Source organism: Lewinellaceae bacterium (genome assembly GCA_020636135.1).
GTDB lineage: Bacteria > Bacteroidota > Bacteroidia > Chitinophagales > Saprospiraceae > JAGQXC01.
Genome location: JACJYK010000002.1, coordinates 146,048 through 171,706 on the forward strand (window position 1 = coordinate 146,048; position 25,659 = coordinate 171,706).

The 25,659-nt window shown below is 49.9% G+C and carries 21 protein-coding genes; 11 read left to right on the forward strand and 10 right to left on the reverse strand.

Annotated features, from left to right (window positions below; all coding sequences use genetic code 11):
* Positions 1-25 precede the first annotated feature (25 nt).
* Both H6570_15700 and H6570_15705 read right to left on the reverse strand, forming a co-directional pair.
* Complete coding sequence (locus tag H6570_15700; protein ID MCB9320728.1) at positions 26-370, reverse strand: phage holin family protein; 345 nt, start codon at positions 368-370, stop codon at positions 26-28.
* A 135-nt stretch (positions 371-505) separates the two neighbouring features.
* A complete protein-coding gene (locus tag H6570_15705; GenBank protein MCB9320729.1) occupies positions 506-838 on the reverse strand; it encodes an L-rhamnose mutarotase in 333 nt (110 codons plus the stop codon).
* Positions 839-911: 73 nt separating this feature from the next.
* Between H6570_15705 and H6570_15710 the strand changes: the two genes are divergently transcribed.
* The gene (locus H6570_15710) at positions 912-2,339 is read left to right on the forward strand and encodes a T9SS type A sorting domain-containing protein (GenBank protein ID MCB9320730.1); all 1,428 of its coding nucleotides are present in this window, start codon (positions 912-914) and stop codon (positions 2,337-2,339) included.
* Positions 2,340-2,344: 5 nt separating this feature from the next.
* Here the strand turns inward: H6570_15710 and H6570_15715 are convergent, their stop codons facing one another.
* The 4 genes from H6570_15715 to H6570_15730 all read right to left on the reverse strand — a co-directional run bounded on the left by H6570_15715 (position 2,345) and on the right by H6570_15730 (position 5,955).
* A complete protein-coding gene (locus H6570_15715; protein ID MCB9320731.1) occupies positions 2,345-3,124 on the reverse strand; it encodes an SDR family oxidoreductase in 780 nt (259 codons plus the stop codon).
* Between the two features lie 11 nt (positions 3,125-3,135).
* A complete protein-coding gene (locus H6570_15720; GenBank protein ID MCB9320732.1) occupies positions 3,136-3,972 on the reverse strand; it encodes an amidohydrolase family protein in 837 nt (278 codons plus the stop codon).
* Between the two features lie 345 nt (positions 3,973-4,317).
* Positions 4,318-5,172, reverse strand: a complete 855-nt coding sequence (locus H6570_15725) for a fumarylacetoacetate hydrolase family protein (GenBank protein ID MCB9320733.1) — start codon at positions 5,170-5,172, stop codon at positions 4,318-4,320.
* 9 nt (positions 5,173-5,181) lie between these two features.
* A complete protein-coding gene (locus H6570_15730) occupies positions 5,182-5,955 on the reverse strand; it encodes an SDR family oxidoreductase (protein ID MCB9320734.1) in 774 nt (257 codons plus the stop codon).
* 206 nt (positions 5,956-6,161) lie between these two features.
* Here H6570_15730 and fucP point away from each other — a divergent pair, with 206 nt between their 5' ends.
* The 5 genes from fucP to H6570_15755 all read left to right on the forward strand — a co-directional run bounded on the left by fucP (position 6,162) and on the right by H6570_15755 (position 11,402).
* A complete protein-coding gene (gene fucP, locus H6570_15735) occupies positions 6,162-7,379 on the forward strand; it encodes an L-fucose:H+ symporter permease (GenBank protein ID MCB9320735.1) in 1,218 nt (405 codons plus the stop codon).
* A 263-nt stretch (positions 7,380-7,642) separates the two neighbouring features.
* The gene (locus H6570_15740; GenBank protein MCB9320736.1) at positions 7,643-8,881 is read left to right on the forward strand and encodes an ABC transporter permease; all 1,239 of its coding nucleotides are present in this window, start codon (positions 7,643-7,645) and stop codon (positions 8,879-8,881) included.
* A gap of 169 nt (positions 8,882-9,050) precedes the next feature.
* Entirely contained in the window at positions 9,051-9,437 is a 387-nt protein-coding gene (locus H6570_15745) for a methylglyoxal synthase (protein MCB9320737.1), read from the forward strand.
* Between the two features lie 60 nt (positions 9,438-9,497).
* The gene (locus tag H6570_15750) at positions 9,498-10,424 is read left to right on the forward strand and encodes a TIM barrel protein (GenBank protein MCB9320738.1); all 927 of its coding nucleotides are present in this window, start codon (positions 9,498-9,500) and stop codon (positions 10,422-10,424) included.
* Between the two features lie 84 nt (positions 10,425-10,508).
* Positions 10,509-11,402, forward strand: coding sequence for a MerR family transcriptional regulator (locus H6570_15755; protein ID MCB9320739.1), 894 nt, complete (start codon positions 10,509-10,511; stop codon positions 11,400-11,402).
* On the opposite strand, the gene H6570_15760 is transcribed toward H6570_15755, so the two are convergent.
* Complete coding sequence (locus H6570_15760) at positions 11,399-12,850, reverse strand: TrkH family potassium uptake protein (GenBank protein MCB9320740.1); 1,452 nt, start codon at positions 12,848-12,850, stop codon at positions 11,399-11,401. The two genes, H6570_15755 and H6570_15760, sit on opposite strands and share 4 nt — an antisense overlap.
* Before the next feature lies 1 nt (position 12,851).
* Positions 12,852-14,207, reverse strand: a complete 1,356-nt coding sequence (trkA, locus tag H6570_15765; GenBank protein MCB9320741.1) for a Trk system potassium transporter TrkA — start codon at positions 14,205-14,207, stop codon at positions 12,852-12,854.
* Positions 14,208-14,356: 149 nt separating this feature from the next.
* On the opposite strand from trkA, the gene H6570_15770 reads away from it, so the two are divergent.
* The 4 genes from H6570_15770 (at position 14,357) to H6570_15785 (ending at position 20,900) form a co-directional block, all read left to right on the forward strand.
* Entirely contained in the window at positions 14,357-14,917 is a 561-nt protein-coding gene (locus tag H6570_15770; GenBank protein ID MCB9320742.1) for a hypothetical protein, read from the forward strand.
* Positions 14,914-15,807 carry an aldo/keto reductase gene (locus tag H6570_15775; protein MCB9320743.1) on the forward strand — a complete coding sequence of 298 codons (894 nt, stop codon included), beginning with the start codon at positions 14,914-14,916 and terminating at the stop codon, positions 15,805-15,807. The genes H6570_15770 and H6570_15775 overlap by 4 nt, the downstream gene beginning before the upstream one ends.
* Before the next feature lie 160 nt (positions 15,808-15,967).
* On the forward strand, positions 15,968-19,078 hold the full coding sequence (locus H6570_15780) for a glycosyl hydrolase (protein MCB9320744.1): 3,111 nt from the start codon (positions 15,968-15,970) through the stop codon (positions 19,076-19,078).
* Between the two features lie 187 nt (positions 19,079-19,265).
* Positions 19,266-20,900, forward strand: coding sequence for a M28 family peptidase (locus tag H6570_15785; protein MCB9320745.1), 1,635 nt, complete (start codon positions 19,266-19,268; stop codon positions 20,898-20,900).
* Between the two features lie 63 nt (positions 20,901-20,963).
* On the opposite strand, the gene H6570_15790 is transcribed toward H6570_15785, so the two are convergent.
* The gene (locus tag H6570_15790; GenBank protein MCB9320746.1) at positions 20,964-23,978 is read right to left on the reverse strand and encodes an aminotransferase class III-fold pyridoxal phosphate-dependent enzyme; all 3,015 of its coding nucleotides are present in this window, start codon (positions 23,976-23,978) and stop codon (positions 20,964-20,966) included.
* A 159-nt stretch (positions 23,979-24,137) separates the two neighbouring features.
* Between H6570_15790 and H6570_15795 the strand changes: the two genes are divergently transcribed.
* The gene (locus H6570_15795; protein MCB9320747.1) at positions 24,138-24,335 is read left to right on the forward strand and encodes a 30S ribosomal protein S21; all 198 of its coding nucleotides are present in this window, start codon (positions 24,138-24,140) and stop codon (positions 24,333-24,335) included.
* A 56-nt stretch (positions 24,336-24,391) separates the two neighbouring features.
* On the opposite strand, the gene H6570_15800 is transcribed toward H6570_15795, so the two are convergent.
* Complete coding sequence (locus tag H6570_15800; GenBank protein ID MCB9320748.1) at positions 24,392-25,471, reverse strand: Gfo/Idh/MocA family oxidoreductase; 1,080 nt, start codon at positions 25,469-25,471, stop codon at positions 24,392-24,394.
* Positions 25,472-25,659 lie beyond the last annotated feature (188 nt).

Here is a 25,659-nt window from a genome sequence, read left to right on the forward strand (position 1 = left end):
TACCGATACCCAGCGTCAATGCCAATCATTTGCGCCGGTCGGAAGCTTTGTCGTACGAGGTTCCCAGAATCGACATTAATAGGGCGAAGATGATGGCTGACCACCATCCGCTGACATAGAATCCGGAAAAGAAATGATCGACCAGCAGGATCATGGCACCGTTGATCACCAGCAACCACAATCCCAGCGTGAGTATGGTGACCGGAAAGGTGATGATCTGAACGATGGGTTTAACAATGGCATTGACAATTCCTAGCAGGATGGCGACAATGATGGCATCTTTGTAATCCGGAACGGAGATGCCGGGCAGCAGCCACGCCAGGAAATAGACTACCAGGGCATTAAACAAGACTTTGAAGATAATCCGCATTGTATTGTTCTGTTTTATTTACCCTGAAGGTATTGACGGTGATCTCCAAATTCCAGTTTTACCGACGAAATAAGTTGATAATAGGTTAAAGGGTAACGTAACCTTGTCTGACTACTGACTACCGCCTACTAAATACTAGTCCAGTTCAAAGATCTTATCCATCAGCATCCATTTCTCTCCGGGCTTGGCGTCAGCCAGGGGCTTCTGGAATTTCCACATGAGTTCTTCCCATTCCTGGACGGTTTCATTGGAGGCATCCATGGCGGCTTTTCGCTCGAACGAAAAATCATCGTTGGTCTCCATGATCATCATCAATCTACCATCGTAATGATAGATCTGCATACCGGTGATACCGGAGGAACGGATGCTTTCAAGGATTTCCGGCCATACATCCTGGTGGTAACGGATGTATTGTTCGACCAGATAAGGATCGTCCTGAAGGTCCAGGGTGAGGCAATAGCGTTGCATAAACTTGGTTTCGAAAGAATAAAATTAGAAATCCATCGCGGCTTTATGGGTATATTAGGATAAATATCGGAACATGATCCGGTCTATATCTATACTCTCCTTGTTGTTCGTATGGTTGATGCCTGCTGCCATTCAAGGCCAAACCTTCCATCTTGAAGTACTGGATGGCTATGGTTCCGGAGAATATCATCCCGGAGATACCGTACACATTTGGGCTGCCAGTCACACCCGGAAAGTATGCAATGGATGGACCGGAGATGTATCCTTTTTAGAAAATCCTGGCGAATGGCATGCCCGGGTTGTCATGCCGTCAAAGGCTATTTCCGTGCAGGCTGTATATCTGGATTTGACACCGGAAATGCGATTTTCCGAAACAAATATACAGGGAGGGGATACCCTTCAGCATGTTTGGTTTTATTTTCCTCCCCAGGATGAAATGCTGGGTGTCATCTGGTTATTTCATGGGACCAACGGGAGTGGATCAATCTGGGTCAACAATATTGATAATCGTCAGTTTTCGGATTACATGATGGCACATCATTACGGTCTTATTGCCATCAATTCGGAAGAAACTACCCTACAGCGTGATCTAAATGGTGATGGAGTTTACCGGTGGAGCTACGGAGGAGACACCAATCTAGTCGATCAAACAAACATCCGGGCCATCCGCGATACATTTATTGCGCAGGAAGCGTTTACCAGGGCAACGCCGATGATTGCAGTCGGATTCTCAGCCGGGGGTGCATTCACAGAATTTGTAGCGAATCTTTTCCTCTGGCGGGCTGCAATCAATCATTGTACGGCAGGCAACGACATTTTGGCGGAAAAAGCCATTGTACCCTATTATCATGAGATCAATTTTCACGATGAAAATCCGGATGTAGGGCCCGAAGCCAATGCTGCTGCTGAAATTTATTATCAGGAATACCTTGACCGCGGCATTTGTGCCGATTTGGAATGGCTGAATCCACAACCGGTTTATCCCCAGCGATTTACCCGCTCATTGTTGATTGACGAGAAGCTATCCACAGAGATTTACCAGGAACTGTTTGATAATGGAGTTTTGGATGAGAATGGATATCTGAAGGTTAATATCCCCACTCTAAAGGTTGTTGTGGCCGCCAATCTTGCCAATTTTCCTATTGTTTTAGCCTTGTCGGAAGCTCAGACGAATGCAGTGATTGACCAATTGGAGGCTTGCTATGCGGCCCATCATTTTACGGTAGATTTTGTGGCCAGGGAGGAAAAGTTTATCCGCGAAGCCTGTACAACCAGCGCCAATAAGCCTGTTCCGGTAGCGGACCGGGTCCTGGATGTCTACCCGAATCCAACTCGTGAGATGATTCATATTCGCGGTGCTTTCGACGAAATCTGCATTTATAATTTACAGGGAGAGATCGTCCTGAGAGGAAAAGGCAATATGCTGTCACTCAGCACGCTATCCTCAGGATGCTATTTCCTGAAAGCTGGTAACCAGTTCGTCAAATTGATCAAGGAGTAAAACAATCAGCGGATGGCCCGGTCCAGATGCGTGTACCCTCCATCCACAAAGATCTGCTGTCCGGTGATGTGGGAGGCGCGGTCGGAAGCCAGAAAGACCACCATGTCGGCGATCTCCCGGGGAGTGGTCATCCGCTTTCCCAATGGGATACGGGCTACGATCTCTTTCAAACGTTCCTGGCCATCCGGCATGGAGTTGATCCATTGCTCATAAAGCGGTGTCCAGGTTTCTGCGGGGAGGACTTCATTGATACGGATGCCATCTTTGAGCAGCCGTACGGCCCACTCGCGGGTAAGGGCATGGATCGCGCCTTTAGCGGCCGCGTATCCAGTGGTATTGCCCTGACCGGTCACGGAGACCTTGGATCCAATGTTGACAATAGCCCCTTTGCTGTACCGGAGGTGAGGCACACACAACCGGGTCATGGTGACCACGTGGTAGAGGTTTTTTTCGAGTGATTCTACAAAATCCTTCATCGGCCGGTCCAGGTCCACGCTGTCGTTCACGCCGGCATTGTTGATCAGGATGTCGATGCTTCCATAGGTTTCGGCAATTTCTTCAACGACATCCTGGCAGGCATTTTCTCTGCGAAGATCCAGGATATGGACGGAGATGTGATGGCCTTCTGCCACCAGTTCCTGGGCGAGGGCATCGGCTTTTTCGCGATTTTTGTCCAGGATAATGGGTTTGGCTCCTTCCTCGGCGAGCACCCGTACGATGGCTTCACCGATCCCGGAAGCTCCCCCGGTGACGATAGCAACTTTATCTTTTAATCCCAAATCCATAATGTCTCCATTTAGTCCGTCAAGTTATAAAATCGTTGTGCGTTAAGACCCATGATCCGGGCTTGTTCTTTTGCCGTCCGGTCTGAAATCAGGATTTCTGCCAGGGAAATGACTTTAGGGTAGGTGCCAGCGAGCAAACAAACCGGCCAGTCCGAACCAACCATGACCCGGTCCGGACCGAAAGCATCCAGAATGACCTCCGCATACGGCCGAAAATCGGCAAATTGCCATGCTGTCCAATTGGCTTCGGTTACCATCCCGGAAAGTTTGCAGGATAGATTAGGGAGCGATGCCAGTTTCCGGATTTGGGTGGCCCAGGGTTCCAGTTTTTGTTCCCGGATGTAAGGCTTGGCCAGGTGATCCAGAACAAATGGTTGGTCCGGGAAGCGGGAGGCAAACAGGTAGGCCACTTCCAGGTGGATGGGGTAGACGAGGATGTCGTAAGTAAACCCAAATTCCTGCAATGCTGCTATTCCACGGCAGAAGTCAGGATCCAGAAGAAACCGTGGATTGGGTTCATCCTGGACGATATGGCGAAAGCCCTTCACCACGGGATATTGGGCATAATGCGACAGACGTTCCTGTACATTGGCGGCACGCAAATCCACCCATCCCACAACGCCTTTGATGAAAGGGTATTGATCCGCTAATTCGATCAGGAAATCCGTCTCGCCTTCGTGCTGGGCAGCCTGGACGGCCACACAACCATCCATGCGTTGGGCATGGAGCAGAGGTGCCAGATCCGGGGGCAGGAAGTCCCGTTTCAGCACGGACATCTCTTCGTTGATCCATCCATGGGTAGCGGGGCTATAACGCCAGAAATGCTGGTGACTGTCGATGCGTGTCATAGGTAAGGCTTAGCGGACTAAAGTAAGGAATTGGTGTCAGGCTATCCAATAATTCGCGGGAGAATCCATAGGTTCTGCCCTGGGGTTGTATGGGTCGTACCTACGGCTCTGCTTGCTGTTCGGATTGAATCAACGGATTAAAATCCGCTGGTAGTAAATGACCTGAGCCGCTGGCTCTTGGGGATTGGTCAACTAGTTTGAATGCAAGATCCTTTGAATGCAGATGAATTTATGGGGACATCCTGCCTTTTTCAATGCCTTTAGGGTACTCTGCGAATTGAACCTGACTTCGGAAAATGGGCCAAACTTCCGGTACCATTAAGATTACCAATACTTGCAAGACTTTTATCTGGACCAGGCGACAGCCCGCTGGGTCGACTGGCCCAGCCCTTCGATGCCTAGGGTGACCACGTCGCCGGGTACCAGGTACCGCTGTGGGTTGAGGCCCAGGCCTACGCCGGCCGGCGTCCCGGTACTGATCATATCCCCGGGTAACAGGGTCATGAATTGGGAGATGTAGGCAATGGAAGTCGGGATATCAAAGATCAGGTCGTTGGTATTGGAATCCTGGAGCCGCTGTCCGTTCAGATCCAACCAAAGACGCAGATTGTGTGGATCAGGGATCTCATCCTTCGTGGCCAGGAATGGACCGGTGGGTGCGAAGGTGTCGGCGCTCTTACCTTTGACCCACTGCCCGCCGCGCTCGATCTGAAATTCGCGTTCGCTGTAATCGTTGTGCAGGCAATAGCCGGCGATGTAATCCATGGCGTCTTCCTTGGTGATGTAGGAGGCACGCCTGCCGATAACGACTGCGAGTTCCACTTCCCAGTCGGTTTTCTTCGATTCGCGGGGGATGACCACATCATCGTTTGGTCCGCAGAAAGCAGTGGTTGCTTTGAAGAAGAGGACCGGTTCTTTGGGTACCTCCATACCGCTTTCGGCTGCATGTTTGGCATAGTTCAGGCCAATGCAGATGATCTTTGAAGGCCGGCACATCGGTGGACCCAGCCGCTCGCTGTCGGCCACGACCGGACAGGAAGCGCGGTGTTGTTCAAACCAGTTCTGCAGTCGCTGAATGCCGTTGCCATCGAAAAATTTTTCGTCGTAGTCCTCGCCAAATGCAGACACATCGTAGCGTATTCCATTTTCCAATAGCCCGGGCTTTTCAACACCCGGATGACCAAAACGTATGAGTTTCATGCTTGTAAGTTATTTGATCAGGGAAATAAATCCGCCATCAATCGGATAATCGGTTCCTGTTACGAACGATGCTTCATCGGAACAAAGATATAGTGCCAGGTAGGCGATCTCTTCCGGCTTGCCCATACGCCCGATGGGTTGGGTTTTGGCCAGGACATCCATCATTTCCTGTTCGCGGCCCGGATAGTTTTTAGCCAGGAATTCATCTACGAAGGGCGTGTGTACCCGTGCGGGAGAGATGCAATTGCAGCGTATATGCGCATCCAGGTAGTCGATGGCCACGGCATGGGTCATCCCAAGGACTGCGCCTTTGGTCATGGTATAGGCGAATCGATCCGGAATGCCGATGGTGGCAACAATGGAGGCCATGTTTAGAATAACGCCACCACCTTGCGATCGCATGATCGGTACAGCGGCTTGCATGCCATTGTAAACGCCTTTGATGTTGACCTGGTACATCCGGTCCAGGGTCTCCTCCGGTGTCTGTTCGATATTGCCCACAAACCCGATACCGGCGTTATTGACCAGGATATCGAGCCTGGCATCTTTGCTGATCGCAGCGAAACAATCCGTGATAGCCTGACGGTCGGTCACATTGATGACTTGGACTTCAACCATACCACCGGCATCGCGGATGCTTTGTGCAGTCTCCTCGGCTTTCTCTTTATTGAGGTCCAGAATATGGACTGTTGCACCCTGAGCAGCAAAAACAGTGCTGATCGCAGCGCCGATGCCGCTGCCGCCGCCGGTGATCACGGCTTGTTTGTTATCCAGACGGAACATGTGGTAATGATTGTGCCGGAAAGATAAAACATACGCCGGATAATGCATGGACGCCACCCCGGAATCTTCTCCGGATAAACTCCTTTGACCGGAAGGAAGATGGCTTTGAAATCTCCTGAAAAATAAACTACCTTACTGTCCCTATCCGGGTTACAAGAGAGCACTTCGGAGGGTCCATAGTTATTAACAACCGAATCGCCAACTACATGATCTCTGAAAAGAAATACCTGATCCCATTCATCCTCGTGACCAGTTTGTTTTTTTTGTGGGGGATTGCCAACATTCTGAATTCGGCATTGATCGCCCATTTTCAGCCGGTCTTTGATATCTCCCGTGCCCAGGCGTTACTGGTGGAGACGGCATTTTATTTTGGCTATTTTACCATAGCTCTTCCTGCCGGTCTCTATATGGAGAAGCACTCCTATAAAAAGGGGATCATCATGGGACTGATTCTGTATTCCATTGGTGCCCTGCTCTTTGTGCCGGCAGCCAAGTCGCTGACCTTCGGATTTTTCCTGCTGGCCCTGTATATCATTGCCAGCGGTCTGGCCTTTCTGGAGACGGCAGCGAATCCCTATGTGACCATTTTGGGTAAACCGGAAAATGCCACCCAGCGACTGAATTTCTCCCAATCTTTCAATGGGGTAGCCCTGGTGGTAGGACCCTGGCTGGCAGGTACGCTGATCTTTGCCGGCAATGAAGGAGATCTATCCAGTCTGGAAGCCAAGCAGCAGGCGGCTAATGCCGTGATTGTTCCTTACATCGGTATTGCGGTGGTCGTGGCCCTCGTGGCCTTATTCTTCTGGCGTACGACTATGCCGGAGCCGGACAAGGGAGAGAAAATGCGCTTTGATATGGGCATTTTTAAAAAACGCCACTTGACCTTTGCCATCATTGCCCAGTTGCTATACGTCGGAGCGCAGGCATCGATCTGGGGCATTACCATCAATTATGTGACGGCCCTGTTGCCGGGTGTCAGTAAGGAGGATGCATCCAAGATCTATCTGGCTTCGGGTACGTTGCTGTTTGTGATTGGCAGGTTTTTAGGCACATTTATTATGAATTACATCAAGCCCCAGCGTTTGCTGGCGATCTACGGCTTCATTGCCGTGCTGCTTGCGCTTGGAGGGGTGGTATTACATGGCATGGCGGCCGTCATCTCCGTCCTCAGCATTAACTTCTTTATGTCCATCATGTTTCCGACGATCTTCGCGCTGGGAGTTAAAGACTTGCATGCACAGACAAAATTTGGTTCTTCACTGATTATCATGGCCATCGTCGGTGGGGCGATATTGCCTCCGATTGTAGGGCTGATCGCGGATCATGGCAGCATTCAGACGGCGTTTGTCATTCCGGCCGTTTGTTTTGTTTCGGTATTTCTGTACGGCCTCTGGGGGTACAGGGTTCAGCCGTCCGCAGGATAAATTCAGAGTCAGGTATCAGTTCCTTATAAAGCAAGTGATATTATCTCTTCGGAGGACACGTTATTTGCTTTTAATCTTGCGCCGTTGAAATGCGCCTCTTGGTCTCATGCTTCATCTTCAGTCTGAAATGATAAAGTTTTTGTCATTTGTTCTTTTCCGGAGTTGCTTCACCATACATCTTTAATCCGGCTTTGATCTAGGATTCGTTCACATTGATCGAATACTGTACCGGGTAAAGCTTACATGCCTTACATTCGCAGGCGATGTTGTGGATCGAAAACATACAGATTGCTTTGCGCAATTTAAGGGCCAATAAAGGACGGGCCTCCCTCACCATTTTGATCATTGCGGTGGGGGTCATGGCTTTGGTCGCGATCCTGACGTCGCTGGATATTCTGATTTTTTCCCTGAGCGATAACTTCTCCCGCCTGGGTGCAAATTCATTCAGCATCGAACCTTCTTCGCAGGTTATTCAGACCAGTGACGGAGGACGGATGCGCAAACGTGGTGAACCCATCAAGTACGACCAGGCCATTGACTTTAAGGACCGCTTCGAATTTGCTGCATCGGTAGCCATCTCCCTGAATTGTACGGGTAATGCAACGGTACGTTACCAGGATGAAAAAACCACACCCACCGTTCAGGTCATGGGGATCGATGAGAACTATCTTTCGACGGTGAAGTACGATTTTGCTTCGGGGAGGAATTTCTCGATCCAGGAAGTAGAATATGGAAATAACCGGGCCATTATCGGGAGTGACCTGGTCAACAAACTCTATAAGGGAAATGCCAACACAGCCCTCAATACGTCCATTTCCATCGGTAATGTGAAATATAAGGTGGTAGGTGTGCTGGCCTCCAAGGGTTCAAGCATGAATCAGCGGAGTGACCGCATCATCCTTATTCCTTTGATGAATGCCAAGAGCCAGTACGGAACCCTGGAATCCAATTACAATGTCAACGTATCGGTTAATAATTCCACGGAGATCGATGAAGCCGTTTCAATGGCTACCGGGTTGATGCGCAACCTTCGTAAACTGAGGGCTACCCAGGACAACGATTTTGAGATTACCAAGAGTGATGGACTGATTGACATCATCAAAGAAAATACCGCCACCATCCGGTGGGGTGTCATATTTATTGCCATCATCACCCTGCTTGGCGCTGCCATCGGTTTGATGAACATCATGCTGGTCTCGGTGACAGAACGCACCAAGGAGATTGGCATCATCAAGGCTGTCGGAGCCACCCAGCGCAGTATCATGACGCAGTTTTTAACCGAAGCTGTGGTGATCTGCCAGATTGGCGGTGTCCTTGCAGCCATTCTGGGCATTTTGATCGGGTTTGCAGTCAGTGCGATCATCAAAGGACCATTTATCATCCCCTGGAACTGGATCATTCTGGCCATATTCCTGTGTTTCCTGGTAGGGTTATTATCCGGGCTGTATCCGGCACTGAAAGCTTCGCGCCTGGATCCCATTGAATCCCTTCGCTACGAATAAATACATCGAAAAGGTTTACGTACTGGTCGTACTGAGCAATTCTCCCCGGGTCACGCTCGTTGATTAGCATGCCAGGTCGTATCTTTGCCCGCTCAATACCACGATTTGCCAAACCGGATGAGGGCCATTTCGTCAATCAAAATCAATCACTATGAATTTACTTGAAGAAATACGGATTGCCCTGATTGCCCACGATGGCAAGAAACCGGAGATGGTGTCCTTCATTCTTCAGAACCGCACCTTATTTGAAGGTTTTAAATTATGCGCTACCGGAACAACCGGTAAGCACATCGAAGATGCCGGCATAGAAGTCGAACGTTTGTTATCCGGGCCTCTCGGTGGCGACGCACAAATCGCTGCGATGGTTGCCACCAGTCAGATCGATTGCGTTTTGTTTTTTCGCGATCCGTTGGATAAACACCCGCATGAGCCCGACGTCCAGATGTTGATGCGTCTGTGTGATGTACACAATATCCCTTTGGCTACCAACCCGGCAGCTGCACGCTGGATGCTGATGGGTATGGTGGAAGACCGGCGCCGTCAATTAAGCTCCTGATGAAATCCCGTCATTCCGGTAAAAAGTGTAATTTTCATTTTCAATAAATGATCAAGCCAAATGAAAAGAAGAAAATTTCTGCAAGATAGTGCCCTCTGGGGCGCCGGTATGATGATCGCGCCATCCGTGATGAATATGGAAAAAGATCTGTTTTTTAATATCTCATTAGCCGAGTGGTCATTCCATAAGGCCTTGTTTGCCAAAGAAATGGATCACCTGGATTTTGCCCGTACTGCAGCCCAGGACTATGGCATTCACGGTGTCGAATACGTCAATCAGTTCTTTAAGGATAAAGCCAAGGACATGGATTATCTGAAAGAAATGAAAACGCGTGCTGAAGGTGAAGGGGTGCGTTCCCTGCTGATCATGTGCGATGGTGAAGGGGGATTGGGAGACACCAATGATGGTCAGCGGAAGACTGCGGTGGAAAACCATTATAAGTGGGTAGAAGCAGCCAAGTTTCTGGGGTGTCACTCCATCCGGGTGAATGCTTACGGAGAAGGTACTGCTGAAGAAGTGGCATCAGCCGCAATCGACGGACTGGGATCCCTGGCCGGATTTGCCAAAGATTATGAACTGAATGTCATTGTCGAGAATCATGGCGGGTATTCCTCCAATGGTCAGTGGCTGACCGGTGTGATGAAGCAGATCGACATGCCAAACTGCGGTACATTGCCTGATTTCGGCAATTTCTGTCTGAAAGGTACCTATGCCAATGGCAAAATGACCTGTGAGGAAATGTACGATCGTTACAAGGGAGTTTCCGAAATGATGCCTTTTGCCAAAGCGGTCAGTGCCAAAACACACAGTTTCGATGCCAGCGGAAACGAAACAGAAACAGACTACCTCCGGATGATGAAAATCGTCAAGGATGCCGGCTACAAGGGTTTTGTCGGTATCGAATACGAAGGCAGTACTCTCAGTGAAGCCGACGGCGTGCGTGCCAGCAAGGCATTGCTGATGAAGGTAGGTGAACAACTTTCCTAGGTAAAAAGCGGTTTTTTATTCCTTTTTGCATCCTTTTTGACCGGCTTTTGTTTAAGCTTCGATTGAATATAATTAAACAAAGCCGTGAATTTCTACAGCATCAAGGACCTGGAAGTCTATTCCGGCATCAAAGCACATACCATCCGGATCTGGGAAAAACGGTATAATTTATTGGAGCCTTCCCGGACAGATAGTAATATCCGCTATTACGATGATCACCAGCTGATCAAATTACTGAACATCGCAACCCTGCTGGAAAGCGGGTGGAAGATCAGCAATATCAGTCGCCTCGACCGGAACCGGCTGATGACCGAAACCGAAAAGTGTTTGCATAAACACAGTGACCACGCCTATGCGATACCCATCAATGGTATGATCGCCGGCATGTTTAGTTTTGATGAGACCGGGATCCGCAAGATCATTGATTCCTGTTTTCGCCGGCTGGGAATCGGGGTGACATTTAAAGAGATCATTTATCCATTGTTGCACCGGATTGGGATGATGTGGAGAACAGAAGAGATCTCACCGGCCCAGGAACATTTTATATCCGCCATCATCCGGCAGAAGATACTCGTCGAACTGGATAAACTCCCGGTTCAGGCATGGGACGCACAGCGGGGCGTCGTGTTGTTCCTGCCACAGGAAGAATACCACGAGATCGGATTGCTGGTGACAGCCTATCTGCTTCGTAACCAGCATATACCAGTTGTCCTATTGGGATCCAACACACCGGTGACGGTCGTGCAGAATGCCGTGAATAAACTGGAACCTGCTTTTTTGATCACCTTTCTGATCACCCAACGCAAACAGCAGGAAGTACAGGTCTATATCGATGCCCTGGCCGAAGCATTTCCCAGCCAAAAGATCGGTGTTGCCTGTATCCAGGACTTGCTTAACGATATCCAAATTCCGGAAAATGTCCTGCCACTGCACGACCCGGACGACCTGAAAAAATTGATCAAACAGAATCCGGCTTAATTGGATTTCCAGAAGTATGGGGTGAAAAGGAGCAGTATGGTAAACAACTCCAGCCGGCCCAGCAGCATCAGGAAACTGAGAAACCATTTGGCCGCATCGGGAACCGCGGCAAAATTATTGACGGGTCCCACCGTTCCGATCCCCGGTCCCACATTCGCCAGACAGGTTGCTACGGCTCCGATAGCAGAAATAAAATCCATTCCCAGAAAGGCAACGACTACCGAGCCGCTGAGAAAGACCAAAAGATAGATCAGGAGAAAGACCAGGATATGGGTCAGAACACGGGGAACCACGATCTGGTGGTCGATTTTCACCCGGATCAGAGCACGTGGATGCAAAAGCCGTTTAAATTCCAGAAAGGAGTTTTTCAGGAATACGATGTGACGAATAAATTTTATACCCCCGCTGGTTGATCCGGCGCTACCACCTAAAAACATCAGAATAAAAAAGAACATGGTCAGCGCTACCGACCATTGGGTATAGTCGGCGGTCACAAACCCGGTAGTGGTGATAATGGAAACTACCTGGAAGAGCACATCCCGGAAAATTTTTTCGGCAGGTTCATTTACGATGAATAAGACAAAGCCTGTCAGGATAATGCTTACACCCACAATGAATATCGTATATACTTTAAACTCATCGCTACGCCACATGGTCTTCAGTTTTCCCCGGATACCGAAATAGAGCAGATTGTAATTGGTCCCGGCCAGAAACATAAAGAAGACCAGGATGTACTGGATGTAGGGGCTGGTGTAATAGGCAATGCTGGCATTTTTGGTTGAAAACCCTCCGGTTGCCATGGTGGTAAATGCATGGTTGAGGGCATCGTAGAAGGTCATCCCGGCCACCATCAGCAAGCCGGTGCAGGCTCCGGTGAGGATGACATAAACCAGCCACAAAGACCGGGCAGTCTCCACGATCCGGGGATGAATTTTGTCGGAGGTAGGCCCCGGTACTTCGGCAACAAACAGTTCTATGCCACCGATGCCCAGCAGGGGTAACAGTGCTACAGTTAGCACAATAATACCCATGCCTCCGATCCACTGGGTCAATGAACGCCAGAACAGGATGCCTTTTGGTACCGCTTCGATGTCGTCCAGAATGGAAGCTCCGGTGGTGGTCAGTCCAGAGATGGTTTCAAAGAAGGCGTTTGTCGTATGAGGTATAACGCCGCTGATGATGAAGGGAAGCATACCGAAAAGGGTCATGAATATCCATCCCAATGCCACGATCAGATAACCCTCGCGCTTGCCGATGTGGACTTTGCGTTGCAATCCGATAAAAAACATCAGTAATCCGGAACCAATGGTAATTCCGCTGGCCTGGAGCAGAGGAATGATGTCACCACTTTGAAAGTAGAGTGAAAAACCAATGCTGGTGGCCATCATCATCCCGAATATGATCAACAGAACGCCCAATACACGGGCAATGGACATGAATTGGATCATATCAGTGGAACAGTTTTTCTACTTTGCCGATGGCTTCCGGTAAGGTAAAAATGATGACTTTGTCGCCGATCTGCAGTTGGAATTCCTCATTCACCAGCATGCTTTCTTCGCCGCGTATAACCCCGCCTACCAGTGCGGACTCCGGTAAATGCAGTTCACACAACCGTTTTTTTGTCAACCGGTTATTTTTCGTGACCAGGAATTCTATGACTTCAGCATCCACACCATGCAGACTGGTGATGGCCTCCACATGCCCTTTGCGTACATACCGGAAGATGTTGTTGGCGGCAATAAGTTTTTTATTGATCAGGGTGTCGATCCCGATGTTTTGAGAAATATGGGTGTATTCAATGTTTTCCACCTGGGCTATGGTCTTGCCTACGCCACAGTTTTTCGCTACCAGACTGCTTAAGATGTTGGTTTCGGTGTTTCCGGTCAGTGCAATAAAGACATCCATTGAACTCAGGCCTTCCTCTTTGAGCAATTCGAAATTGGAATAATCCCCCTGGATCACCAGACTGTGGTGCAATCGTTCGATCAGGTCCTTACACGCTTCCTTGTCTTTTTCAACGATGGTGACATTGTACTCATCCTCCAGCAGTTCCGCCGTCCGAAAGGCCATGGTGCCACCGCCGATGATCATAATGTTGCGGATCTTTCTTTTCTCCTTGCCAGCCATATTCACCACGCCGTCGATCTGATTTTTCTTGGTGATGAAATACAGGTGGTCGTTTTGCCGGAGGAGGGTTGTTTCGCTTGGTAAAAAGGTTTGATTACCCCGTAATATGGCGATGGGTTTGCAGACGTGGGTATGTCCATTTCCATTGGCAGCGACGGGAAATACCTCCCGGATGGTCCGGTTGAGGAAATTCGAATGATCATCCAGGGTCAATCCGACCAATGAAATCTTCCCATCTTCGAAATCAAAAATGTCGGTTACACGTTCCTGTTTGATTAGCCGGTAGATCTCCTTAGCCGCCAACTGAAGTGGTGAAATGAGGGAATCGATGCCCAGTTCAACGAAATTGTTCTTTTCTTCTTCGGCGAGAAATTCAGGATTGTTTACGCGGGCGATGGTTTGGTCAGCCCCCATTTTCTTAGCCAGGATAGCACTGAAGATGTTGTTCTTTTCGGATGTGGTAACACCCAGAAATAAGTTGGCTTTTGAGATTTCAGCCCGTCGCAACACTTCCAGGGATGCGGAATCACCCCGGATTGTCATCACATCCAAATGCGATTGGGCATAATCCAGGACTTCCTGATTGGTGTCGATCAGAATGATGTCCTGTTTTTCAGCTGAAAGCAATTTGGCAAGATGGAAGCCTATATCGCCGGCTCCGGCTATTACTATTTTCATTCGAGTTCTCTGCAGAGATTTAGGAGCGTGCTGTGCATGAATGCAAAATTAGGTAATCTGGACACACTTCCCGTGTATCCTGAGCCGGTTCGCGAAATATTTGACCATGAAAAGCCATATTTTTGCAGTCAATTCTACATTTTTAACGCATGAGGACATTCAATATCTTCAAATATCTGATTTTAAGCCCGGTCGTTCTGGGATGGATGTTCGCCTGCCATCAGGATTCGGAACAGGATCAAAAATGGAACCAGATCATTGAACGAAACAAACAATTGGCATCCGGATATGAAAATTTTTACCGGATTATAGCCGAGACAACGACAGCAGCAGAAGGCACCATGGGGCAAGCCAGATCAATGCGCGATAATAACATCCGACATACTAAAATGGAAGAAGCCATTGCTGAAGCAGATCCGGTGTTTATGCAGCAGCTGGCTACCTTTCAACCCCGGATGGATTCCATCGAGGTGCGCCGTCAACGTCTGGTGTCCCGGGCAGGTGCGGATGGCCTGAAAGAAGCACAGCAAAACTCCGAATTGGCACGCAGGTTGGCCTCCGAAGCCCATATGAACCTGATCAATCCACTGGGTACGGTCAAGCAGGCGACAGACCTTTGTGATCGTGTCAACAAACTCCTGGCAGACGCAGAATATACTCTTGAAGAGGCATCAAAACGATTGAACAAAGCAAACCAAACTGGACAATGAAGCTTCGTAAACTTGGAAAAACCGACAATATGCTCAGTGAAATCGGCCTTGGCTGTATGTCATTGCCCGTAGACAATGAAGCTGAGTCGATCAAGTTGATCCATCATGCGCTGGATGCCGGCATCAACGTTCTGGATACCGCTGACCTGTATCAGCAGGGCGGGAACGAAGAGGTTGTCGGGAAAGCCATCCATGACCGGCGGGATAAGGTGTTTCTTTGTTCCAAGGTAGGAAATGAATGGAAAGCGGACGGGAGCTGGACCTGGAACCCCAGGAAGGAATACATTGTAAAAGCAATAAAAGAGAGTTTGAAGCGCCTGAAAACCGATCACATTGATTTGTATCAGATGCACGGCGGTACCATGGAGGATCCGCTCGATGAAAGTCTGGAGGCAATGACGCAACTACAGTCGGAAGGCCTGATCCGTAATTATGGAATTTCTTCGATCCGCCCCACCGTCATCAAGTGGTGGGTGGAAAACTCGGGTTTAGCCAGTGTAATGGTTCAATACAGCTTGCTGGACCGCCGGCCGGAAGAGCAGATCTTTCCTTTGCTGGCCGACAAAGGGATCGGCATTTTGCTCCGGGGCACATTGGCCCAGGGATTATTGGTCGATAAGCCGGCGAAAGACTATCTGGCGCGTAATGCGGATATGGTGGCTTTCGTCCAGGAAAAGATCAAACAGGTGGCTGGTTCCTTATCTCCGGAACTGGTCGCATTGAATTTTGTCCTTAAACGCTCCGAAGTAGATGTGGCTGTGGTAGGCATCCGTACGGAAAAACAACTTAAAGGCATGATAGCAGCATTGGACTACAAGCTGTCTGCAGACGATTATATGGCCCTCAAAGAAGCCGCACCGGCTTATACCTACGAGGATCACCGGATCTGAGATAATCCTTTATACCATTTTCTGGACGCAGTGTCCAGTCACTCTCCAGCAGGTAGTCCGTTTGGTGATTTAGCTCACATGGCCGCTCTGAGGTTGCCAGTTGTGGGGTTATTACCCATAAAATGCTTTGAAAGTTTTCTAAATTGAGCGCCTCTTATTGATGAAAAAAACGGTAGACATGCGCAAACACATTTTCTCCTGGATATTATCCATAATTCTTGCTATTCCAGTCCTGCAAGCCCAGGTTCCGGAAACCTACTACAACAATCTTAAATGGCGTAATATAGGTCCTGAACGAGGCGGTCGCTGCCTGGGCGTGTCGGGTTCACCCGGGCGCCCCAATGAGTATTATTTTGGAGCTACCGGCGGCGGATTGTGGAAAACGACCGACGGAGGGAACGAATGGGCACCGGTTACTGATGGGCAGTTGACCAGCTCATCCGTTGGAGCTGTTGCTGTCGCAGAGACCAATCCTGACATCGTGTATATCGGTATGGGAGAATCGGAGTTGCGCGGCAGCATCACCCAGGGTGACGGAGTTTACAAGACAACCGATGGAGGCAAGACCTGGCATCACATCGGCCTGACCGAGACACAGGTTATTTCGCGTATCCGCGTTCATCCGACGAATCCGAACATCGTGTATGTTGCTGCCCTCGGTCACCCTTATGGAGACAATGAGGAAAGGGGTGTTTTTAAATCCGTGGATGGAGGCAACACCTGGAAAAAAGTATTGTACGAAAGTCCTAAGGCAGGTGCAGCGGATCTGATCATTGACCGTACCAACCCCAACGTTTTGTATGCTACTACCTGGCAGGTTTACCGTAAAGCCTGGAAAATGTGGGGCGGCGGGCCTTACTGCAAATTGTGGAAATCGGTCGATGGCGGGGATAACTGGATTGAACTCACCAAAAACCCGGGCATGCCGGAAGGCCCCCTGGGCAAGATAGGTATTACCGTTTCTCCTGCGGATCCCAACCGACTCTATGCGATCGTGGAGGCCAATGAAGGGGGCGTATTCCGCTCCGATGACGGTGGCTGGACCTGGAAGCGCACCAATGACGAACGGAAACTGCGTCAACGGGCCTTTTATTACTCACGCATCTATGCTGACCCCTGGGATAAAGATGTCGTCTATTGCCTCAATGTGGGCTTCTTTAAATCCACCGACGGCGGAAAGAATTTTGACATTACCATAGATCCACCACATGGTGATAATCACGACCTGTGGATCGATCCGAATGATCCGCAACGCATGATCAGTGGGAATGATGGAGGAGGTGTCGTCAGTCTCAATGGAGGTAAGACCTGGACCGAAGAAGATTATTGTACTACGCAAGTTTACCATGTTATGGCGACCAGCGATGTTCCCTATCATGTCGCCGGTGCCCAGCAGGACAACAGCACCCTGGCCATACCCAGTGACGGATGGGATCATATGCAGGCGCGCGGTCCCAATCATGGCTGGTATTATGCTGTTGGTGGAGGAGAAAGCGGTTACATTGCCCAGTCGCCTACCGATCCGGATGTATTCTATGCCGGCAGTCAGGGGGCATTGCTGACCCGGTACAACCGCAAGACCGGTCAGGTGCGGGATATTCAGGTCTATCCGCGCTTCTTTTCGGGAGAGCCGTCCAGCGCATTACCGGAAAGATGGCAATGGACCTTCCCCATCGTTTTCAGCCCGCAGGACCCAACCATCATGTATACGTGCTCCCAGCATGTCTGGAAGACCATGGACGATGGCCAGACCTGGGAGAAAATCAGCCCGGACCTCACGTACGCCGACCCGGAAACGTTAGGCGAAACCGGAGGTATTATTACCAATGACATGAACGGACCGGAGATCTACGCCACGGTTTTTGCACTGGCACCGTCCAACTTTGATATCAATACCATCTGGGCCGGATCGGATGACGGCAAGATCAACATCACCCGCGACGGCGGAAAGAAATGGGTTGACATCACCCCCAAGGATTTACCTAAATTCTCCCGTGTAAGTATTATCGAAGCATCCCATCACGATCCGGGTACAGCCTATGTAGCGGCTAACCGTTATCAGGTGGATGACCGGGAGCCCTATGTATTCCGCACGACGGATTATGGTAAGACCTGGACAAAAATTGTTACCGGTATCAAGCCCGGACATTTTGCCCGTGCTGTGCGGGAAGACCTGGTCCGGCCAGGATTGCTTTTCCTGGGTACAGAACATGGTGTCTATGTATCCTTCGACAATGGAGATCACTGGCAGCCCATTCAGCTGAATTTGCCGGATACGCCTATCCGTGACCTGGTCGTCAAGAACGATGATGTAGTATTGGGAACCCATGGACGCGGATTTTGGATCCTGGATGATATCAATCCATTGCGCGAGGTGAATGCGGAAGTAATGCAAGGCCCGGTCACCTTGTTTCAGCCCTCAGATGCGATTCGCAGCGTTTACAATGCAGCCATCCAGTATTACCTTCCCAAGCAGGCTGACAGTGTGACCATTGAGATCCTTGATGCGCACGGAAACCTGATCCAATCGTATACAGGTAAGCAACCAGACAATAAGTCCAACAACAATGTGCCCTGGTATATGCGAAGCGGTCCTGCAAAGCCGACCACCAAAGCCGGGATCAATGAATTCACCTGGGATCTGAATTATCCGGGAGCGACCGTCTTTGATGGGATGATCATCTGGAGCGGAAGGCCGCAGGTTGGTCCGAGTGCACCGCTTGGGGATTATCAGGTAAGGATTACGGTAGGTGATCACCAGGAAAAGAAAAATTTTGCGATTAAAATTGATCCCAATCTGCAAGGGGTTACGGCCAAAGATCTGGAGGAACAATTTGAACTCGCCATGCAGATCCGGGATAAAACCAGTGCAGCAAATGAAGCGGTGATTCAGATAAGACAAATTCGCAAAGAGATCCAGGACCGAATGGCCCAGGTCAAATCGGATGACCTGAAAAAACAGATGCAGACTTTGCTGGACCAGATGAAACCCATCGAGGAAGATTTGTACCAGGTGCGTAATCAGAGCAATCAGGATCCGCTGAACTTCCCGATCAAGCTTAACAACCGGCTCGCATCCCTGCGGAGAAGTGTAGAGACAGGTGATGCCAAACCTACATCAGCTGCTCACCAGGTTTTCAAAGAACTGTCAGCTGAACTGGCTGGACATCTGGATAAACTGCAAATGGTCATCAACAATCAGTTGCCGGCCATCAATCAGGCATTGTCCAAAGAAGGATTAAAAGCCATCGCAGGAAGTGGCAAGCCATAAATGCCGGGAAAGGGCATCCTGCTGATGGTTATCATTATGGTCAGCAGGGTGCCACTTGAACTTCAGTCTGTGAAACCGGGTTTCTTAAGGAAGTGCTGTATGAAAAATCCTGTAAGGAACAGCGTGCCACCTGATCTTCGAATTCAGCACTCAGGTGGGATTTATTAAATATAAACCAATGTATCCAATGCGCATTACTTTCATCTTAATGCTGGCAGCTTTGATGGCATGTCAGACGACTCAGCAACCCGTCACCGTAGAATCTTCCGATTTCGATCAATACCTGTCCGTACTGGCTTCCGATAGTTTACAGGGCCGGAAACCATTCACACAGGGGGAAGAACTGACCGTGGACTACCTGAAGAGTGAAATGCAGAGTATGGGTGTGGAGCCCGGCAACGGAGATTCCTACTACCAGAAGGTTCCCATGGTGGAGATCACCGGGCATCCATCGGAAGACATGAACATTGTCGGTAAAGGCACTTCGGTCGATCTGAAACTGGACAAGGATTTTGTATTGACTACCCAGCGTGAAGAAGAAAAGCTCACGCTTAACGGATCCGAGCTGGTCTTCTGTGGATATGGGATTGTTGCACCTGAATACGGCAAGAACGACTACGCCGGTATTGATATGCATGGTAAAACCGCCCTGGTATTAGTCAATGATCCCGGATTTCGTCAGGATGACAGCGTTTATTTTAAAGGCAATACCATGACCTACTATGGCCGCTGGACCTACAAATACGAGGAAGGAGCTCGTCAGGGTGCCGACGCTGTGATCATCATTCATGAGACCAATATGGCCGGTTATCCCTGGTTTGTGGTGCAAAGCGGATGGTCTGGAGCACGACTTGGATTGCGGTCGGAAAACAAAAATGCGGATAAATGCGCCATGGAATCCTGGATCACCCTGGATGCGGCCAAGCGCATCATGGAAGCTGCCGGTGTTGATTTTGCCCAGCTCATCCAAAATGCCAAGAAACCGGACTTTAAACCTCAAACATTGGGGATGACGGTTTCCGCTTCACTGGAGAATACCTTCAAGTACGATGAGTCCCGGAATGTGGTTGGCAAGATCACTGGAAGCACACGGCCCGACGAATACATTCTTTATTCGGCTCACTGGGATCATTTCGGGATTGGCAAAGCCGTGGATGGCGATAGTATTTACAATGGCGCCCTGGATAACGGATCAGGGACTGCCGGACTGCTGGCAATTGCCAATGCATTTACCAAATTGCCCAAGGCTCCGGACCGGTCAGTGATCTTTTTGTTTGTGACTGGTGAAGAACAGGGTTTGTTGGGTTCTCAATATTATGCGGAACATCCGATCTATCCGATACCCCACACCATAGCAGACATCAATATGGATGGCCTGAATCCCAATGGGCCTATGAAAGACCTGACCATAACCGGACTGGGTCAATCCGATATGGATGACATAGCCAAGGAAGAGGCTGCCAAACAGGGACGATACATTTTAGGGGAGCAAGAGCCTGAAAAGGGATTTTTCTACCGATCCGATCATTTCAATTTTGCCAAAGTAGGGGTACCCGCTTTATTTGCACAAGGAGGATACGACCATGCTGAAAAAGGCAGGGAGTACGCCATGGAGAAGCAAAAAGATTACACAGCTAACCGGTACCATAAACCTCAGGACGAATACGATAAAGCGACCTGGGATTTACGGGGTATCCAGCAGGATATGCAGTTATTTTTCAACATAGGAGTACGGCTGGCTGACGGCCAGGAAATGCCTCAATGGAAAGCCAATTCAGAGTTTCGGGCACGGAGGGAGGCGGATCTGAAGCTGTTGGACTGATAACTTCAGACTTTGTATTCCAGTTGCCAGGTATAAGAATTGTCAGCGGGTTAGCTGGATTGGTCAGATTTGCATTGCATCTTCCTTCAATGTTTGGCTAAGCAGTTGCAGACAAAGATCGATCTGTTCCCGGGTGATGCACATCGGTGGTTTGATCTTAATGACATTATCATCCGGACCATCCGTACTCATTAGTATTCCCAGCGTACGCATACGATTAACCAGGTAACCGGCGGCCCGGGTAGCGGGCATTTTCGTGCCGGGGTCTGCGACGAGCTCAAAACCGAGGAATAAACCTTCACCCCGCACATCCCCGATGATGGGGTTTGCTACAGCAAGTTCAGCCAAATTTTTTTTCAGGTACAGCCCCATGCGGGAGGCGTGTTCCGGTAGCGCTTCGTCATCAAGAATGCGGAGCACTTCAAGGCCAATGGTAGCCGATACCGGGTTGCCTCCGAATGTATTGAAGTATTCCATGCCCGTGTGAAAGGCTTCGGCCACCGCCCGGGTTGTGAGTACTGCCCCCAGCGGGTGGCCATTACCGAAGGGCTTCCCGATGGTGACCATGTCGGGCTTGACCCCATATTTTTCGAAGGCAAAAAAATAATCTCCGGCCCGGCCCAATCCATGTTGTACTTCATCGGCAATGCACAGACCGCCGGCTTGGTGCATGGCTGCATAGACTGCCGGAAAATAGTCATCCGGAGGTACAATTTGTCCTCCGCAACTCATGATGGTCTCTGCGATCAGGGCTGCGGGGGTAACCTCTTGCTGCTGCCAGAGCCGGATACGATCCATAGCATCGCGGGCATAGGTGCGGTCACTGCCCGGGTGGTCAGCCAGAATGCCGCGATAAGGATCAGGCCGGGGGAGCAGTAAGGTATGTTCCGGTTGGCCTTTTCCCCCTTTGCGGTTGAACTTGTAGGAACTGACATCCACACAGGCCTGGGTGTTGCCATGATAACCCATATCCAGCGCTGCCATCCGTGAACGACCGGTGATGGTGCGTGCCATCCGCATGGCCAACTCGTTGGCTTCACTGCCGGAGTTGACGAAGTAGCACACTTCAAGGTGCCGGGGTGCTTTAGCCAGGAGGTATTCCGCGCAATCGATGATGGCGGGATGCAGGTAACGCGTATTGGTGTTCAGGACGGCCATTTGATTTTGCCCTGCCCTGACCACCCGTTTATTTTCGTGCCCGGCATGTGCTACATTGTTGACGGTGTCCAGGTATTTGCGGCCGTCGGCAGCGATTAAATAACTCATTTCGCCACGCTGCATGTGTAAGGGTTGCCGGTACGAAAGACTGAGATTTGGACCCAAAACGTTTTCACGTCTATGCAGCAGTTCTGTCTGGTCCGGGCGGCGATTTTTCCGGCGCTCAGCCTCTGCTGCAGCGAGAGGTGGAATCCAGAGCATGGGATCGGGGTTGTTGCTGCTCCAGATATCGATCTGACTCGCATAGGCTACCCCGGGAAAATCCCCTGTCCAGCCATGCAAGTCCAGGATGATCTGGAAATGAAGGTGGGGAGGCCAGCCTCCATTTTCTGACATTGCGCCGGTATGTGCAATACAATCGCCCGCCTTCACCTGCTGGTCGGGAGCCAGACCGGACAGCGAGTTACGGGATAAATGACCATATAGGGTATAAAAGGTAAGATCGCCGGAATGATGTTCAAGGATAATGGTTGCCCCGTAATTGCGATCTCCCCGGTTATCCTGCAAACTGTGTACGGTACCTTCCCAGGGAGCATGAACAGGTTCTCCGGCGGGAGACCATATGTCCAGGCCCAGGTGCTGGGTACGCCAGCGTGGGCCTTCCGCACCCAGATCCCGGAAATGGTCTGATGTATAAAGCGGTCGGATCTCACGGTAGCCACCGTAGCCAATTCCATTCCTTTTAGCGCCGACCATCTGGCGTATCTTATTATCGAAGGTGTCCAAATCGACGTATTCCTCAAAGTGGCCCAGGGCAGTGCTGGCAATGCCCAGATCCAGATAGACACCCTGAAGATTCCAATCCGCCTGAATGACGGGCTGAAAAGAAGGATGACTCCCGATCCACTGATCGTAAGCATATCGTTTCGGGCTCGGTTCCCAGCCGCAAGCCTGCCGGAAAACCATTTCAGCATAGGCCGGATCGGTGTCCAGCCAGTGATCGATCATTTCCCATACCCCCTGATTGCTTACCTGGAGATAGGCGTTTTCCGGATGCTCTTTTAAGTTGATCACCGCAACGGTTGCACTGATCAATAAACGGGCCCCGATACAGCCACCCAGGCAGTGGATCTCCTCCGGAGTCAGCGGATGGTGCTTGTGGTAGGCCTGGATCAAAGGGATAGCCTGGTGCACGGGGTCTGGCTTCCCCATCAGCAGATAGGTGCAGGCTATGGCAAGGTCATGGATGGTCTGGGTATAGACGATGTCACCGAAATCGATGAATCCTGCAATGGAGGGCTGGTAAGGATCCGGGGTGACCAGAATATTGTAATCGTTGGCGTCGTGGTAGAGTACCTGTTTACGCAAAGATGCCCAGGCTGTTTGCTGGATCTCAAACCGGTGGTATAGTGCCTGAATCTTCGATCGTTCGGTAGGGGCAAAGAGGTCCTGGTGAGGCTTTGTCCAGCTTATTTCGGCAATGTTCCATTTGAGAAACCGATGTGCATGAGGATGGTCAAAATCCCGCAGTGCGGAGGTTAACCCGGCGAGTTTTTTTCCGGTGTCCGCAAGCAATTCCGGACTTTGCGGATTGACCTGGGCAAATAGTCTCCCGGGTACCCATTCCAGTACCTGCAACCACATTCCGGGCTGTATCTCCTGATAGGTTGATCCATGGAGGTCCGGAACGGAATAGGGCAAACCAAAATCACGGATGCGGCCATGCACATGGTCCATTGCCCGGTGTTGCAGATCAAGCCAGGGACCTGCTTCGGGTTCCTGGTTAATTTTTACAACATAGCGGTTATTTCCTGGGGTGGTAAGCCTGTAATGAAGTCCGAGCTCCCCCGGCAATGCATGCCATTCACCCTGCAGGTTGTAGTTGTCTTTTAAGTACTTTACCAGTTGAGCCTCATCCATGAATTACAGTCGCTGAATTGGTTGGATAAATGTACGTGGATGAGGTAAAAAGGGAGCTATTTACGGGTTGGTTTTATTCTGAACGGACCTATTGTAAATATCAAAGTTATGGTATAATTTTGCCTCGCTTTTTTCAAATCTTGATTAATTCGAAGTAGTATGTTAATCATTGAAGTTAAAGACAACGAATCTATTGACAAGGCGTTGAAGCGTTATAAGCGCAAATATCAGAGTGTTGGGATTCTGAAGAAATTGCGTGATCGTAAACACTTCACCAAGCCTTCTGTACAGCGCCGTAATGAAGTCATGAAAGCGGTCTACAAGCAGCAGAAAATCAGTGAGATGGAAGTGGATTGATCGCTAGCATCATCCTTTCCATCTCCTTTTTCTTTCCCGATACTTCCTGCCAATAGTTACCAATTCATTTTAATACGGCTACCCGTCCTGGCTGCTTCATAGATAGCCTCGATAACACGCATATCCCGCCATCCTTCTTTTCCATCCGTGATAACCGGTGTGTTTTGCAGTACATTCAGTGCAAAAGCATCCATCTGTGCTGCCTGCTGATGATGCTCCGGATGGGAGAACTGGTCTCTGCCATGGTAGCCCAGTGAGGTGTCGTAGCTGAAAGCCGGTTCGATGCCAAAGCCACCTTTTTCGGCATGGACTTTTATGTAATTGGCATTTGCTACATAACTGGAGGTACAATTGGCCATGGCGCCCGAAGGGAATTCCATTTGCCAGCTTATGGTCTCCTCCATGCCGGGTAGTTTATCCAGGATGGTTTTGAAAGATTGAGCAGTTATGGCGACAGGGTTCTCACCAGTCGTGTATCGGGCCGCATTCATACAGTAAACACCGATATCCATCAGAGGTCCGCCACCGGATAATTTGGGGTCGGTGAAGCGCCAGTTGGTACCATTTACGCCGTAAAATGAAAAATGTGAATCGATCACTTTCACTGCACCATCGACGCGATCCTGGCCAAGCCGCATAATTTCGCGGTGCGTGGGATCGTATTGGCAACGATAACCGATCTGTAACTTGACACCTGCGGCTTCACACGCATCGATCATCGATTGTGCCCGTTCTACGGATATCTCCATAGGCTTTTCACACAGGACATGTTTGCCGGCTTGTGCAGCACGGATGACAAAGGGCGAGTGGAGTGCATTCGGCGTTACCACGTACACAGCCTGGATGGCATCATTATGCCGTATCTCATCAAAATTGTCGTAGTTGTAGACATTTCCTGCCGGCAGATTGTGCTTGGTCATCCACTCTTTTGCTTTAGCAGGGGTGCCTGTGACGACACCAGCCAGGTAACAATGCTCTGTAAAGGCAAAAGATGGCGCCAGCAGGTTGGTGGCGTAGTTCCCCAGGCCCAGTAGTGCAATACCAATTTTTCGGTCATCCGGAAAGCGGCGTATCCAGGGCATGGCAATGGCTGCTGTAGCAAGGGAGGTGTGGCGCAGGAAGGTACGGCGTTTCATGATTGACAATTTGAACTTGGACCAATAATCGATGTAATTCGATGACTCAATTCAAGGTACAAAATCTGCATTAATCAAGAGAGTCCCTTCAGGAATGATCTCCCCGGCCTGATGTTATTGTGTGAAACACTTTTGTAAACACGACCAATAATCCTCAGCATACAGATGTATGCAAAGCAAACATCATT

Coding starts and splice junctions, on each gene's coding strand:
- H6570_15740 (MCB9320736.1), top strand. CDS start 7,643: ATGTTGTGGATCGAAAACATACAGATTGCTTTGCGCAATTTAAGGGCC.
- H6570_15715 (MCB9320731.1), bottom strand. CDS start 3,124: ATGGATTTGGGATTAAAAGATAAAGTTGCTATCGTCACCGGGGGAGCT.
- H6570_15795 (MCB9320747.1), top strand. CDS start 24,138: ATGTTAATCATTGAAGTTAAAGACAACGAATCTATTGACAAGGCGTTG.
- trkA (MCB9320741.1), bottom strand. CDS start 14,207: ATGAAAATAGTAATAGCCGGAGCCGGCGATATAGGCTTCCATCTTGCC.
- H6570_15780 (MCB9320744.1), top strand. CDS start 15,968: ATGAAAAAAACGGTAGACATGCGCAAACACATTTTCTCCTGGATATTA.
- H6570_15730 (MCB9320734.1), bottom strand. CDS start 5,955: ATGTTCCGTCTGGATAACAAACAAGCCGTGATCACCGGCGGCGGCAGC.
- H6570_15770 (MCB9320742.1), top strand. CDS start 14,357: ATGAGGACATTCAATATCTTCAAATATCTGATTTTAAGCCCGGTCGTT.
- H6570_15775 (MCB9320743.1), top strand. CDS start 14,914: ATGAAGCTTCGTAAACTTGGAAAAACCGACAATATGCTCAGTGAAATC.
- H6570_15700 (MCB9320728.1), bottom strand. CDS start 370: ATGCGGATTATCTTCAAAGTCTTGTTTAATGCCCTGGTAGTCTATTTC.
- H6570_15760 (MCB9320740.1), bottom strand. CDS start 12,850: ATGATCCAATTCATGTCCATTGCCCGTGTATTGGGCGTTCTGTTGATC.
- H6570_15720 (MCB9320732.1), bottom strand. CDS start 3,972: ATGACACGCATCGACAGTCACCAGCATTTCTGGCGTTATAGCCCCGCT.
- H6570_15790 (MCB9320746.1), bottom strand. CDS start 23,978: ATGGATGAGGCTCAACTGGTAAAGTACTTAAAAGACAACTACAACCTG.
- H6570_15710 (MCB9320730.1), top strand. CDS start 912: ATGATCCGGTCTATATCTATACTCTCCTTGTTGTTCGTATGGTTGATG.
- H6570_15800 (MCB9320748.1), bottom strand. CDS start 25,471: ATGAAACGCCGTACCTTCCTGCGCCACACCTCCCTTGCTACAGCAGCC.
- H6570_15785 (MCB9320745.1), top strand. CDS start 19,266: ATGCGCATTACTTTCATCTTAATGCTGGCAGCTTTGATGGCATGTCAG.
- H6570_15705 (MCB9320729.1), bottom strand. CDS start 838: ATGCAACGCTATTGCCTCACCCTGGACCTTCAGGACGATCCTTATCTG.
- fucP (MCB9320735.1), top strand. CDS start 6,162: ATGATCTCTGAAAAGAAATACCTGATCCCATTCATCCTCGTGACCAGT.
- H6570_15750 (MCB9320738.1), top strand. CDS start 9,498: ATGAAAAGAAGAAAATTTCTGCAAGATAGTGCCCTCTGGGGCGCCGGT.
- H6570_15725 (MCB9320733.1), bottom strand. CDS start 5,172: ATGAAACTCATACGTTTTGGTCATCCGGGTGTTGAAAAGCCCGGGCTA.